The sequence below is a fragment of the Nonomuraea sp. NPDC050790 genome, from assembly GCF_044456745.1.
In the GTDB taxonomy this organism is placed as follows: Bacteria; Actinomycetota; Actinomycetes; order Streptosporangiales; family Streptosporangiaceae; genus Nonomuraea.
Window position 1 is genome coordinate 308,931 of record NZ_JBITGF010000005.1, and the last position, 13,058, is coordinate 321,988.

10 protein-coding genes are annotated in these 13,058 nt (G+C 73.2%); 8 read left to right on the forward strand and 2 right to left on the reverse strand.

What is annotated here, in order from left to right:
* Nucleotides 1–115: 115 nt before the first annotated feature.
* The 7 genes from ACIBEJ_RS26690 to ACIBEJ_RS26720 all read left to right on the forward strand — a co-directional run bounded on the left by ACIBEJ_RS26690 (nucleotide 116) and on the right by ACIBEJ_RS26720 (nucleotide 8,829).
* Nucleotides 116–1,456, forward strand: coding sequence for an amino acid permease (locus ACIBEJ_RS26690; RefSeq protein ID WP_397185550.1), 1,341 nt, complete (start codon nucleotides 116–118; stop codon nucleotides 1,454–1,456).
* A gap of 179 nt (nucleotides 1,457–1,635) precedes the next feature.
* Complete coding sequence (locus tag ACIBEJ_RS26695) at nucleotides 1,636–3,588, forward strand: serine/threonine-protein kinase (RefSeq protein ID WP_397185551.1); 1,953 nt, start codon at nucleotides 1,636–1,638, stop codon at nucleotides 3,586–3,588.
* A 10-nt stretch (nucleotides 3,589–3,598) separates the two neighbouring features.
* Entirely contained in the window at nucleotides 3,599–5,212 is a 1,614-nt protein-coding gene (locus ACIBEJ_RS26700; RefSeq protein WP_397185552.1) for a serine/threonine-protein kinase, read from the forward strand.
* On the forward strand, nucleotides 5,209–6,054 hold the full coding sequence (locus tag ACIBEJ_RS26705) for an AraC family ligand binding domain-containing protein (RefSeq protein WP_397185553.1): 846 nt from the start codon (nucleotides 5,209–5,211) through the stop codon (nucleotides 6,052–6,054). Before ACIBEJ_RS26700 ends, ACIBEJ_RS26705 begins: the two co-directional genes overlap by 4 nt.
* 10 nt (nucleotides 6,055–6,064) lie before the next feature.
* A complete protein-coding gene (locus tag ACIBEJ_RS26710) occupies nucleotides 6,065–6,727 on the forward strand; it encodes an AzlC family ABC transporter permease (protein WP_397185554.1) in 663 nt (220 codons plus the stop codon).
* Entirely contained in the window at nucleotides 6,724–7,035 is a 312-nt protein-coding gene (locus ACIBEJ_RS26715) for an AzlD domain-containing protein (RefSeq protein WP_397185555.1), read from the forward strand. The genes ACIBEJ_RS26710 and ACIBEJ_RS26715 overlap by 4 nt, the downstream gene beginning before the upstream one ends.
* Before the next feature lie 9 nt (nucleotides 7,036–7,044).
* Nucleotides 7,045–8,829 (forward strand): protein kinase, encoded by a 1,785-nt coding sequence (locus ACIBEJ_RS26720; protein ID WP_397185556.1) that lies wholly within the window; start codon nucleotides 7,045–7,047, stop codon nucleotides 8,827–8,829.
* 71 nt (nucleotides 8,830–8,900) lie between these two features.
* Here the strand turns inward: ACIBEJ_RS26720 and ACIBEJ_RS26725 are convergent, their stop codons facing one another.
* Nucleotides 8,901–10,001 (reverse strand): sensor histidine kinase, encoded by a 1,101-nt coding sequence (locus ACIBEJ_RS26725; RefSeq protein ID WP_397185557.1) that lies wholly within the window; start codon nucleotides 9,999–10,001, stop codon nucleotides 8,901–8,903.
* Nucleotides 9,998–10,687, reverse strand: a complete 690-nt coding sequence (locus ACIBEJ_RS26730) for a response regulator transcription factor (RefSeq protein ID WP_397185558.1) — start codon at nucleotides 10,685–10,687, stop codon at nucleotides 9,998–10,000. The genes ACIBEJ_RS26725 and ACIBEJ_RS26730 overlap by 4 nt, the downstream gene beginning before the upstream one ends.
* A gap of 120 nt (nucleotides 10,688–10,807) precedes the next feature.
* On the opposite strand from ACIBEJ_RS26730, the gene ACIBEJ_RS26735 reads away from it, so the two are divergent.
* The gene (locus ACIBEJ_RS26735; protein WP_397185559.1) at nucleotides 10,808–12,982 is read left to right on the forward strand and encodes an MMPL family transporter; all 2,175 of its coding nucleotides are present in this window, start codon (nucleotides 10,808–10,810) and stop codon (nucleotides 12,980–12,982) included.
* Nucleotides 12,983–13,058: the final 76 nt, after the last annotated feature.

The following is a 13,058-nucleotide window of genomic DNA, read 5'->3' on the forward strand; positions in this document are numbered from 1 at the left end:
CCGCGCCGACAGTTCGGCGCCCGCCGCGAAGGCGGACCGATCGGCGCGTCCCCCGCGTCGCGGACACCTGCGTGGATATCGTCGCCCTTACGGAAAGCGACGAAGGGCTCACACGGTGCAGACGGACGAAGGCTACACCCACGCGCTGGGCAACCGGCACGTCCAGATGATCGCGATCGGCGGCGCGATCGGGGTCGGCCTCTTCCTGGGCGCGGGCGGCAAGCTGGCCGCCGCGGGGCCCGCGCTGGTGCTGTCCTACGCGGCGGCGGGCCTCGCGGCCTTCTTCGTCATGCGGGCGCTGGGCGAGCTGGTGCTCTACCGGCCCACGTCGGGCTCGTTCGTCGAGTACGCCAACGAGTTCGTCGGCCCGTGGGCCGCCTTCGCCAGCGGCTGGATGTACTGGATCAACTGGGCCTTCACCGGCATCGCCGAGCTGACCGCGATCGCCACCTACGTCCACCGCTGGGCGCCCCACTTCCCCACCTGGATCACCGCGCTGCTGGCCCTGGGCCTGGTGCTCGTGGTCAACCTGCTGTCGGTGCGGCTGTTCGGCGAGCTGGAGTTCTGGTTCGCGCTGCTGAAGGTGCTGGCGATCGTCACCTTCCTGATCGTGGGCCTGTGCGCGGTGGTGTTCTCGGTGGGCCAGGCCACCCCGGCCAACCTGGTCGCGCACGACGGCTTCTTCCCCAACGGCTTCGGCGTCGTGCTGATGAGCCTGCAGGCCGTGGTCTTCGCCTACGCCTCGATCGAGCTGGTCGGCATCACGGCCGGCGAGACCGCCAACCCCCGCCAGGTCATGCCCAAGGCCATCAACGGCGTCATCTGGCGCATCGCGGTCTTCTACGTCGGCTCGGTGATCCTGCTGGCGATGGTGCTGCCCTGGACCGCCTACAGCGCCGGCGCCTCCCCGTTCGTCACGTTCTTCGCCAGCCTCGGCGTGCCGTGGGCGGCCGACGCCATGAACCTCATCGTGATCACCGCCGCGATGTCGTCGTGCAACTCCGGCCTGTACTCCACGGGCCGCATCCTGCGCTCGATGGCGACCAAGGGCGAGGCGCCCGCCTTCGCCGCGCGGCTGAGCGGGCGGCACGTCCCCATCGGCGGCATCATGATGACCGCCGCGGTCTTCCTGGCCGGGGTGGCGTTGTTCTACTTCGTGCCCGAGCGGGCGTTCAACATCGCCACCGCCGTGGCCTCGCTCGGGGTGATCACCACCTGGGGCACGCTGGTCTACTGCCAGCTCCGGCTGCGCGCGCGTGGGCACGTCTCGTCGTTCAGGATGCCGGGCTCGCCGTACACGAACTGGGCGACGCTGGCGTTCCTGGCGCTGGTGGTGCTGCTCATGCCGTTCGCCGACGAGGACCAGCGGGTGGCGTTCTTCCTGCTGCCGCTGCTCGCCGCCGCGATCGCGGCCGGCTGGAAGATCACCGCGGTACGCCGCCGCGCCCACCGGTAGCGCAACCGCCGTCGACCGGCGACTTCGTGAACATGTGGCGATGAATGATGTCGAAAAGATTACATCTGCCCTCTACCTGCCATACCTTACTTGCCGCAGAACGGACTGGCTCTTACGTGAGTCGCCGTTGATCCCCCGCTATGGGAGTATTTCTTGGCCTAGAGGAGGGTTTGAGGCCGTTGACGTCGGATCGTACGCAGCGTGGTCGCCGCATCGCCGGCCGCTACCAGCTGCAGGAGCCCATCGGCAAGGGCGGCATGGGGATCGTCTGGCGGGCCCATGACGAGTTGCTCGATCGCACGGTCGCGGTCAAGGAGGTCCGTTACGCGGCCGCCCTGGGCGACGAGGTCCAGTTGCTCAACCGGCGTACCATGCGCGAGGCGAGGGCGGCGGCCAGGTTCGAGCACCCCAACGTGATCGTCGTGCACGACGTGATCGAGGAGGACGACCGCCCCTGGATCGTCATGCAGCTCGTCCCCTCACGCTCCCTGGGCGCGGTGATCAAGCAGGATGGGCCGCTCCAGCCCGGCCGCGTGGCCGAGATCGGCGTGGCCGTCCTGGACGCGCTGCACCGCGCGCACGAGGCGGGCGTCCTGCACCGCGACGTCAAGCCGGAGAACGTCCTGCTGGCCGACGACGGCCGCGTGGTGCTGACCGACTTCGGCATCGCCACGCTGGAGACCGAGACCCAGCTCACCATGACCGGCCTGGCCGGCACGCCCGCGTTCATCGCGCCCGAGCGGCTCAAGGGCCTGCCCGCGCGGCGCGAGTCCGACCTGTGGTCGCTGGGCGCCACGCTGTACACGGCGGTGGAGGGCAGGTCGCCGCACGAGCGCGGCATGGCGCTGGCGACCATGCACGCGGTGCTGACCGACGAGCCCGACGCCTCCCACAACGCCGGTCCGCTCAAACCCGTGATCGACGGGCTGCTGGTCAAGGAGCCGGTGCAGCGGCTGACGTACGAGGAGACGGCGCGCATGCTGCGCCGGATCGTCATGCAGTCGCACTCCGAGGCCGCGGTGGCCGTGGACGACATGCCCACCGATCCCAACCTCAAGCCGGTGGCGGCGGCCGTACCCGAAACCGGGACCAAGATCGCCCGGCCGACCCGCATCGACTCCTCCGCCCTGGAGAGCGCGGCGGCCGAGCAGGCGCGCGCGGCCGAGCGCGAGCGCGAGCTGATCCGCAAGCGGGAGCTGGAGCGCGAGCGCGCAAGGGCCCGCGAGCGCGAGAAGGCGGCGGAACGCGAGCGCGCCAGGGAACGCGAGCGGGAACAGGAACGTGTCAGAGAGCGCGAGCGGGAGCAGGAACGCGCCAGGGAGCGCGAGGCCGCCAGGGAACGCGAGCGCGAGGCCAGGGAGCGGGCGGCGGTCGCCGCGCAGCCGCCCTCCGACGCCGACGACCCCGACTCCTGGGAGCTGACCCCGCCGCCGGAGGGCGAGCTCACCCATCCCGCGGGCGAGGGCGGCCGCCGGCGCCGCTACCTGCCGCTCATCGCGGCGGGCGCCGCCGTGATCCTGGTCGCCGGGATCGGCGGCTACCTCGGCCTGCGCTCGGCGCCGGACAAGGACGAGGACCCCGGCCGCGTACGGCAGACGGCCGCCGTGACCTCCACGCCCGACGCGAGCGAGCCCGAGCAGCAGCCCGAGCCCTCCCCCAGCCCGGAGGAGACCAAGTCGGAGGGCGTGCTGCCGGCCGGCTGGAAGATGTACAAGGACAAGACGGGCTTCTCCATGGCCCTGCCCAAGGGCTGGGAGGAGTACAAGCGCGAGGGCAGCCAGGTCTTCTTCCGCGGTCCCGGCGCCGGCTCCAACGCCTTCGTGGCCATCGACCAGATCGACAAGGCCGGCGACGACCCGGTCGGCGACTGGAAGCGGCAGGAGAAGTCGGCCAAGAACAGCTTCGGCGGCTACGAGAAGATCCACATCAAGAAGGTCGACTACATGGTGGCGGCGGCCGACTGGGAGTTCACCTGGAACACCAACACCGGCAAGACCAGGGTGCGCAACCGGGGCTTCGTCACCGAGGGCGGGATGGGCTACTCCATCTACTGGCACAACCTGAACAGCCGCTGGAAGAAGGACCTGCACTTCTTCGACACCTTCGCCGCCACCTTCAAGCCGGCCAAGTAGGCTGCACCGCGTGGAACGGCTGGTCAGCAACCGCTATCGCCTCATCGAGCCGATCGGCGAGGGCGGCATGGGCGTGGTGTGGCGCGCCCACGACGAGTTGCTCGACCGTCCCGTGGCCGTCAAGGAGGTCCGCTACTCCGGCGTCGGCGAGGCCAAGCGCAACGAGCTGAACCGGCGCACGATCCGCGAGGCCAGGGCCGCCGGACGGCTGGAGCACCCGTCGGTCGTCGTGGTCTACGACGTGGTCGAGGAGGACGGCCGGCCCTGGATCGTCATGAACCTCGTGCGCTCGCGCTCGCTGGCCCGCGTGGTCGCCGACGGCGGGCCGCTGCCGCCGGGCCGGGTGGCCGCGATCGGCGCGGCGCTGCTGGACGCGCTGCGCACCGCGCACGCGGCGGGCGTCCTGCACCGGGACGTGAAGCCGGAGAACGTGCTGCTGGCCGACGACGGCCGCGTGGTGCTGACCGACTTCGGCATCGCCACGCTGGAGGCCGAACAGGGGCTGACCGCGACGGGGAACCTGGTCGGCACGCCCGCGTACATGCCGCCCGAGCGCCTCAACGGCCTGCCCGCCGGGCCGGAGTCCGACCTGTGGGCGCTGGGCGCGACCCTGTACACCGCGGTCGAGGGCCGGGCGCCCTTCCGCGGCGACTCGTGGGCGGCCACGGTGGCCGCCGTCCTGCGTGACCCGCCGGCCCCGACGGGGCGGGCGGGCGCGCTCGCGCCGGTCATCGAGGGCCTGCTGCGCCGCGACCCGGCCGCCCGCATCCCCGCCGCCCAGGCCGCCGCGCTGCTCGGCGCCGCATCCGGTACGGCCCCGCCGCCCGGCGCCGCCGTACCGCACGATCACGCCCCCCACGAGGCGGGCCGCCACAAGCGCGGACACCACGAGCCGGGGCACCACGAGCCCGGACACCACGCGCACAGCCGCCACGAGCTCAGCCGCCACGACACCTTCCGTGACGGGCCCGGTCCCACGGGCGAGTCGCGCGCCAGGCGCCGCCCGCGCTGGATCCTCGCCTCCACCGCGCTGGTGGCCGTGGGCGGCCTGGCCACGGCCGGCATCCTGCTGTCCGACCGGCTGATCGGCGCCGCCGCGCCCAACCCCACGCCCAGCCCCAAACCGTCCCAGACCACCGCCACCGCGACCGCGACCCCGAAGCCGACCCCCACGCTGCCGGAGGGCTGGCGCAGTGTCACCAGCCGCGCCGGCCGCTTCTCCCTCGCCGTGCCCAAGGACTGGAAGGGCGCCAAGAGCCAGGACCGCGACAGCATCTCCTGGACCGGCCCCGGCCCGGGCGGCCAGCTCATCGTCGAGTGGACCGACGACATCTGGAGCGACCCCGTCCAGCATTGGAAGAACGTCGAGGGCGACATCCTGCGGCGCGAGGAGTTCCGCGACTACCGGCGGATCGCGATCAGGCGGCTGACCTACCTGGGCCGCCCGGCCGCCGACTGGGAGTTCACCCGGGCCAAGGGCGGCACGAAGGTGCACGTCATCACGCGCGGCTTCCGCGCCGCCGACGGCCGCCCCTACGCCGTCTACTGGGAGCTGCCCGACAGCCGATGGAAGGCCCACGTGAACTACTTCAACACCTTCGTGGAGTATTTTCGGGTGTTGTGAAGGAGCAGGCGAACTTCTGGCGGCACCCCGCGGTGCCGGAGGTCGACCTGCTCAAAGCCCGCTACGTGACCCACCGCTTCACCCGCCACACCCACGCCGAGTACGCGATCGGGCTGATCGTCGACGGCGTCGAGGAGTTCCAGAACCGCGGCGCCGGCCACCGGGCGGGCGCGGGCGAGATCGTGCTGGTCAACGCCGACTCGGTGCACGACGGCCACGCGGGGACGGCGGACGGGTGGGCCTACCGGATGCTGTACCCGCCGGTGGAGGCCATGGCGGAGGTGGCGGCCGAGCTGGGCCTGCCGTACGCGCGGCCGTTCTTCCCCGAGCAGGTGGTGCGCGACCGGGCGCTGGCGGGGCTGCTGGCGCGCACCCATCTGGCGGCCGAGCGCGGCGACGACCTGACGGCCTCCACGCTGATGCGGACGTTCTTCGCGCGGCTGATGTCGCGGCACTCGACGCCGCACCACGCCGCCGTGAGCGGCCCGCCCGCGGGCGGTCGCGAGGTGGCGGCGGCGCTGGAGGTCCTGACCGCGCGGATGGCCGACCCGCCGACGCTGGAGGAACTCGCCGCGACCGTGGGCGCGCGGCCGTTCCCGCTGCTGCGGGCGTTCAAGGCGGCGACGGGCCTGCCGCCGCACGCCTACCTCACCTCGCTGCGGGTACGGCAGGCCCGTTCCCTCCTGGAGACGGGCAGCCCGCCGGCCCTGGTGGCGGCCGAGGTGGGCTTCACCGACCAGGCCCACCTGAACCGGCACTTCAAGCGCATCGTGGGCGTGCCACCGGCGGCGTACCGGCGGGCCGCAGGAACGTACAAGACCGAGGAACCCCCAGCTTCCTAGCCTTACCCGTATGGAACAGACAACAACCCGTTCCGCCGCGATCCGGGACGGTTTGGGCGTCGGGCTGGCGGTGGGCCTGTCCGGTGTCGCCTTCGGAGCCGCGGCCGTCACCGCGGGACTGGACGTGGCCCAGGCGTGCGTGCTGAGCCTGCTGACGTTCACGGGCGCCTCGCAGTTCGCGCTGACCGGCGCCGTGGGCGCGGGCGGCGACCTGGTCTCCGCCACGGCCGGCGCCCTGCTGCTCGGCACCCGCAACACCCTGTACGGCCTGCGCCTGGCCGACCTCCTCCAGGTACGCGGCGCGCGCCGGGCGGTCGCCGCCCACGGCGTCATCGACGAGAGCACCGCCGTCGCCCTCGCCCAGCCGGACCCGGCGGCGGCCAGGGCCGGGTTCACCACCACGTTCGCCACGCTCTACGTCATGTGGAACCTCACCACGCTCGCCGGCGCGCTCGGCACGTCCTTCCTGGGCGATCCGGGCATGCTGGGGCTGGACGTCGTCGGCCCGGCGACGTTCCTGGCGATCCTGTGGCCGAGGCTGCGGGAACGTTCCGAGCTGCGCGTACTCGCGCTGACCGGGGCGCTGATCGCGCTGGCGGCCACGCCGTTCCTGCCGCCGGGCGTGCCCGTGCTGCTGGCGGCCGCGGCCGTGCTGGTGGTGATGGTCCGATGACGCTGTGGTGGGCGATCGCGATCGTCTGCGCGGGCTGCTACGCGCTGAAGCTGGCGGGCCTGGCCGCGCCGCGCAAGGTGCTGGACCACCCGCTCGTGCACCGTTTCTCCGAACTGGTGCCCGTGGCGCTGCTGGCCGCGCTGATCGCGGTGCAGATGTTCACCGAGCAGGGCCGCCTGGACTTCGACCTGGCCAGGACCGCGGGGCTGGGCGCCGCGGTGGTCGCGCTGCTGCTGCGCGCGCCCTTCCTGGCCGTCCTGGCCTCGGCGGCGGTCGTCACCGCGCTTGTGAGGCTGATTACCGGGTAGGCGCCCCACATGTCCGAATCTGCGGGGATCGTCGGCGGCCGATACCGTCTGCTCAGAACCATCGGCAAGGGTGGCATGGGCACCGTCTGGCAGGCCCATGACGAGGTGCTCGGCCGGGACGTGGCGGTCAAGGAGATCCAGCCGCCGCCCGACCTCACCGGCCCCGAGCGCGAGGTGTTCACCGTCCGGACCTTCCGCGAGGCGCGGGCCGCGGGCCGGGTCGCCCACCCGGGCGTGGCCACCGTCTACGACGTGCTGGAAGAGCACGGGCACCCCTGGATCGTCATGCAGTTCGTCCCCTCGCGCACGCTCGGCGAGATGGTGCGCGAGGACGGGCCGCTCTCGCCGGTACGCGCGGCGGAGATCGGCCAGCAGCTCCTCCAGGCGTTGCAGGCGGCGCACATGGCCGGCGTCCTGCACCGTGACGTCAAACCGGACAACGTGCTGCTCACCGACGACGGCCGGGCGGTGCTGACCGACTTCGGCATCGCCACCACCGAGGACGACTCCTCCCTCACCAGGACCGGCGTCCTGGTCGGCACCCCCGCCTTCATCGCCCCGGAACGCGCCGCGGGCAGCACCGCCTCCCCCGCCGCCGACCTCTGGTCCCTGGGCGTCACCCTGTACGTGGCCGTCGAGGGGCACTCCCCGTTCCAGCGCGCGCACGCGCTGGCGACGCTGGGCGCCGTCATGCACGACCCGCCCGGCCCGCTGTCCAAGGCGGGCCCGCTGGGCCCGGTCATCCTGGGCCTGCTGGCCAAGGATCCCGCGACCCGCCTGACCGCCGTGGACACCGAACGCCACCTGCACGCCATCACCACCGGCCTGGCCCCCGAACCCACCGCCCCCATCACCCCGATCATCGAGAGACCCCCCGCACCCCCGGCCGCCGGGGGCGGTCCTGGCGCCGCGGGCGTGGCGGGCGCGGGAGCCGCGGCGGGCGCGGGGGCCGCGGGCCTGTGGCGCGCGAACCCCGGTGACGCGGGAGCCCCAGGCGGTGACGCGGGCGCCGGAGCCCCAGGCATCGGCGCCCCCGGCGCAGTCCCAGGCGCAGGCCCAGGCGGAGGGGCCGCCGCGGGCGCGCACGGCGCGGGGGCGGGGGCGGGCGCGCACGGCGCGGGCGCAGGGGCGCACGGCGCGGGTGTGGGCGCGCACGGCGCGGGTTTGGGAGGCGCTGGCCTGGATGTGGCGGCCGGGGCTGGCGGGCCGGGCGCGGGGGGCGGCGGCCGGGGCGGCAGGCACGGGCGTGGCGGGCGCGGGCGCGGGTCGGGGCGGGCGGGGCGGGTGGCCGTGCTGGTCGGGCTCGTGCTGGCGGCGGGCCTGGTGACGGGCGGGGTGGCGTGGTGGTCCGAGCGCGACGTGGCGACCCCGTCGCGCGTGACGCCCGCGGTCAAGGACACCCCCTCCAAGGGCTCCTCGCCTTCCGGCGATCAGCCGCCGTCCTCCGCCCCCACCGACTCCCCGGTACGGCAGGGCACCACCACCCGCCCCACCCCGGACGCCACCACGAAGGCCCCCGAGCCCGATCCCACCCAGACCAAGAAGAAGGAGCCCACCCCCACCCGTTCAGCCACGGAGAAGGGCGACGACGACAAGCCCGGCGAGGTGGAGCCCTCGGACAACGGCGACGACAAGGGCGGCCAGAACAAGCAGGACGAGGGCGAGAACGCCGACCAGCAGAGCGACGCGGACCAGCAGGGCGACACGGACCAGCAGGCTGACGCGGACGAGCAGACTGTCGCGGATCAGCAGAGCGTCGCGGACCAGCGGGGCGCCGCGGACCAGCAGGGGTGAGGGCACCGGCTCCGGTAACGCGATGGCCGTTCCGGCGCCGGAAACTGAGGCCGCACCGGAACGGCCGAGATTCAGAGCGGCAGCCGTACCGTGAAGGTGGTGCCTGTGCCAGGGGTGGAGGCGCGCACCTCGCCGCCGTGGGAGGCGACGACGGCGGCCACGATCGACAGGCCCAGGCCGGAGCCGCCGAGCCTGCGCCCGTCGGCCTGCCGGTGCTCCCCGCGCCAGAAGCGCTCGAAGACCCGCTCGGTCTGCTCCGCGCTCAGCCCGGGTCCCTCGTCGGCGACCTCCAGGACGGCGTGGCCGCCCTCGCGGAGGAGGCGGACGACGGCGGGGGTGCCGGGCGGGGTGTGGTCCAGGACGTTCTTGAGCAGGTTGCCGACGACCTGGCGGAGCCTGAGCGGGTCGCCGGTGACGGTGACGGGGGCGGCGCACTCCAGGGCGATCACCCGGCCGGGGTCCATGGCGTGCGCGTCGGAGACGGCGTCGGCGGCCAGGGCCATCAGGTCGACGGGCGTGCGTTCGAGGGGACGGCCCTGGTCGAGGCGGGCCAGCAGCAGCATCTCGTCCACCATCGAGCCCATGCGCCCGGCCTCGGCCTCGATGCGGTGCATGGCGCGCGCCAGGTCCTCGGGACGGCCGTCGGCGCCGCGGCGGAACAGTTCGGCGTAGCCGCGGATGGTGGCGATCGGGGTGCGCAGTTCGTGGGAGGCGTCGGCGACGAACCGGCGCAGCCGTTCCTCGGAGGACTCGCGCTCGCGGAAGGCGCCCTCCAACTGGCCGAGCATGGCGTTGAGCGCGTGGGCCAGCCGGCCCACCTCGCCGACCGGGCGGGTGGCCTCGATGCGGCGTTCCAGGTCGCCGGCGCCGATGTCGGCGGCGGCCTCGACCATGCGGTCCAGCGGGCGCAGGCCCTTGCGGATCAGGTGGGCGGCCAGGAACGTCAGCAGGACCAGCGCCGCCGCCGAGGTACCGGCCAGCACCCAGGCCACCCGCGAGGTCAGCTCGTCGGAGGCGGCCACGAGCGCCTCGGGGGTGGCCATGGCCAGCAGCCTGCTGTCGTCGGAGCCGCGCCAGTCCTGCAGCGCGCCGAACGTGGCCCCCGCCACCAGTCCGAGCGCCAGCGTGACCAGCCCGACGGTGGTGATCACCAGCCGGGTGCGCAGCGTCATCGGTCCTCCCTGGGCAGGCGCAGGACGTAGCCGATCCTCGGCATGGTGTGGATCAGCGGCGGCTCGAAGGCGTCGACCTTGCGGCGCAGGTAGCTGATGTAGGTCTGCACGACGCCGTCGTTGCCGCCGAAGTCGTAGTCCCAGACGTGGTCGAGGATCTGGCGCTTGGACATGACCTTGCCGGCGTTGGCGACCAGGAAGCGCAGCAGCTTGAACTCGGTCGGCGTCAGGTCGATACGCTGGCCGGCCCGCCAGACCTCGTAGGTGTCGTCGTCCACGACCAGGTCGGCGAACCCGACCCTGGCGGCGCTCTGCGCGGCCCTGCTGGTCCTGCGCAGCACGGCGTGGATGCGCAGGATCAGCTCCTCCAGGCTGAACGGCTTGGTGACGTAGTCGTCGCCGCCCACGGTCAGTCCGGTGATCTTGTCCTCGGTGGCGTCGCGCGCGGTGAGGAAGACGATGGGCACCTGGGAGCCCGCCGTCCTGATCCGGTGGCAGACCTCGGTGCCGAGGATGTCGGGCAGCAGCACGTCCAGCACGATCAGGTCGGGGTCGAAGCTCTGGGCCAGCGCCACCGCGGACGCCCCGCTGCCGGCGATCCGCGTCTCGAAGCCCTCGTAGCGCAGGGCGGTGGAGACCAGGTCGGCCAGGTACGGTTCGTCGTCGACGACCAGGATTCGGCTCACGGGACCAGTCTTTCCCGTCCGTTCTGTGAAAGCCCATAAAGATCTCTGTGAAACCGCACTCACATGCTTTCCTAAGAACGCCCACAGAACGGCCACCGGCGGCGCTGCTCGACTGGTTCCATGGAGAGAATCTCGGCCTTCGTGCTCGGCCGCAAGGGCCTCGTCACGCTGCTGGCCGTCCTTGCCTTCCTGGTCGGCATGGGCGCCACCCCGATCGCGATCCAGCGGCTGTCGGAGGAGTACTCCCACGCCGGCATGCCCGCCTTCGACGCCAACCAGGAGATCGTCCGCATCTATGGCAACGGCGGCTACCAGCGGCCGTTCGTGCCGGTCGTGGTGCTGCCCGAGGGCACGGCCGCCACCGGTCAGCGGGAGGCGCTCGGCCGCGCGTACGACGCCGTGGCCGCCGCGCTGCCCCAGTCGCGCGTGGTGTCGTTCGCCGGTACCGGTGACGCCAGGCTGGTCGGCTCCGACGGGCGTACCACCTTCGGGCTGGTCTACCCCGGCACCTACTCCGACGGCAGCCCACCGGGCGGCGGCCTCGGCGAGACGCCCGACGAGGGCCCGGTGATCAGGGCGGCGATGAGCCCGCACCTGCCCCCCGGCAGCCGCGTGGAGGTGACCGGCCTGGACGCGCTGGCGCCCAGCGTGGACGCCGGCGGCGTGGACGTGCCCACGAAGCTCGGCATCGGCGTGCTGGCGGCGGTGCTCGTGCTGCTGCTGGTCTTCCGCTCGGCGCTGGCGCTGGTGCCGGTGCTGATCTCGGTGCTGGCGGTGTTCGTGTCGTTCATCGTGATCCTGCTGCTGACGTTCGTGATGACCGTGCACGACGTGGCGCTGACCACGATGCCGCTGCTCGGGCTCGGCATCGCGGTGGACTACTCGTTGCTGATCGTGGCGCGCTGGCGGGAGGAGCAGGCCAACGGGCACCGGGGCGACGAGGCGGTCCACCGGGCCATGGCGGGGGCCGGGCGGGCGGTGCTGTTCAGCGGCGTGGCCGTGGCCATCGGGCTGGTGACCATGGTGGTGCTGCCGGTGCCGTTCCTGCGCAGCCTCGGGGTCGCCGGGATGATCATCGCGGCGGTGAGCGTGCTGGCGACGCTGACCGTGCTGCCGGTCCTGCTCGCGCGTACCGGGCAGCGCCTGGACCGCAAGAAGGGCGGCGAGGTGCGCTTCGCCCGCGAGGCGCGGGCGGGACGGGCCTGGTCGGCGTGGGCGCACGCGGTGGTGCGGCGGCGCTGGCCGGCCGCGATCGTGGCCGGCGGGCTGCTGGCCGCGCTCTGCTACACCGCCCTGGGCGTCAACCTCGGCCTGCCCGAGAGCTCGCACCTGCGCACCTCGGGTTCCGGGTACGCGGGGCTGACCGCCCTGCGGCAGGCAGGTGTGCCGACGGGCTCCATCACCCCGTTCGACGTGCTGGTGAAGGGCGACCCCGCGGCGGCCGCCACCACGATCGCCGGGGTGGAGGGCGTCTCCGCGGTGCTGTCGCCCGACACGCCCGGCTGGCGCCGCGAGGGCACCGCCGTCCTGGCCGTGCTGCCCACGGCCGAGAACGGCACCGACGCCGGTGAGGCGACCATCGCCCGCGTGCGCGCCGCCGTCCCCGACGGCGTGCTGGTCGGCGGCAACGCCGCGCAGAGCATGGACTTCCGCGAGCACACCTACGGCGCGTTCCCGTGGATGTTCGCGATGATCGCGCTGGTGACCTTCGTCATGCTGGCCCGCGCGTTCCGCTCGCTGCTGCTGCCGCTGAAGGCGGTCCTGCTCAACCTGCTGTCGCTGGGCGCGGTGATCGGCGCGATGGTGCTCATCTGGCAGTACGGCTGGGGCACCCGCGAGATCCTGGACATCCAGCCGACCGGGTCCATCGGGGAGTTCGTCCCACTGACCATCTTCGCCTTCCTGTACGGGCTGAGCATGGACTACGAGGTCTTCCTCCTGGCCAGGATGCGGGAGGAGTACGACAAGTCCGGCAACACGGCGCACGCGGTCGTGGAGGGCGTGGGCCGGACCGGCCGCCTCGTAACCTCCGCGGCGCTGATCCTGTTCATCTCCTTCGCCGTGCTGGCCATGACGCCCGAGCTGGACGTGAAGGTGTTCGCCAGCGGTCTCGCGCTGGGGATCGCCCTGGACGCCACGCTCATCCGGGCCGTGCTGGTGCCCGCGGCGGTGGCCATGATGGGGCGCTGGAACTGGTGGCTGCCGGGGTGGGCGGCACGCGTGCTGTTCGTGCGGCCCTCGCCGCTGCGCAGGGAGGAGAGCGTGACGCCGGCCGTACCGGAACCCGTGGGCTGACCCCGGACGGGCCGCCATCCCGCCCGGGGCGGCGGCCCCAACCTGGTCGTTCAGGGCCTCCGGATGGCAGGCGGCT

What these genes read in the sequence shown, in the direction of transcription:
- ACIBEJ_RS26710 (WP_397185554.1), top strand. Translation starts at nt 6,065, where the DNA reads ATGGAACAGACAACAACCCGTTCCGCCGCGATCCGGGACGGTTTGGGC.
- ACIBEJ_RS26725 (WP_397185557.1), bottom strand. Translation starts at nt 10,001, where the DNA reads ATGACGCTGCGCACCCGGCTGGTGATCACCACCGTCGGGCTGGTCACG.
- ACIBEJ_RS26720 (WP_397185556.1), top strand. Translation starts at nt 7,045, where the DNA reads ATGTCCGAATCTGCGGGGATCGTCGGCGGCCGATACCGTCTGCTCAGA.
- ACIBEJ_RS26715 (WP_397185555.1), top strand. Translation starts at nt 6,724, where the DNA reads ATGACGCTGTGGTGGGCGATCGCGATCGTCTGCGCGGGCTGCTACGCG.
- ACIBEJ_RS26735 (WP_397185559.1), top strand. Translation starts at nt 10,808, where the DNA reads ATGGAGAGAATCTCGGCCTTCGTGCTCGGCCGCAAGGGCCTCGTCACG.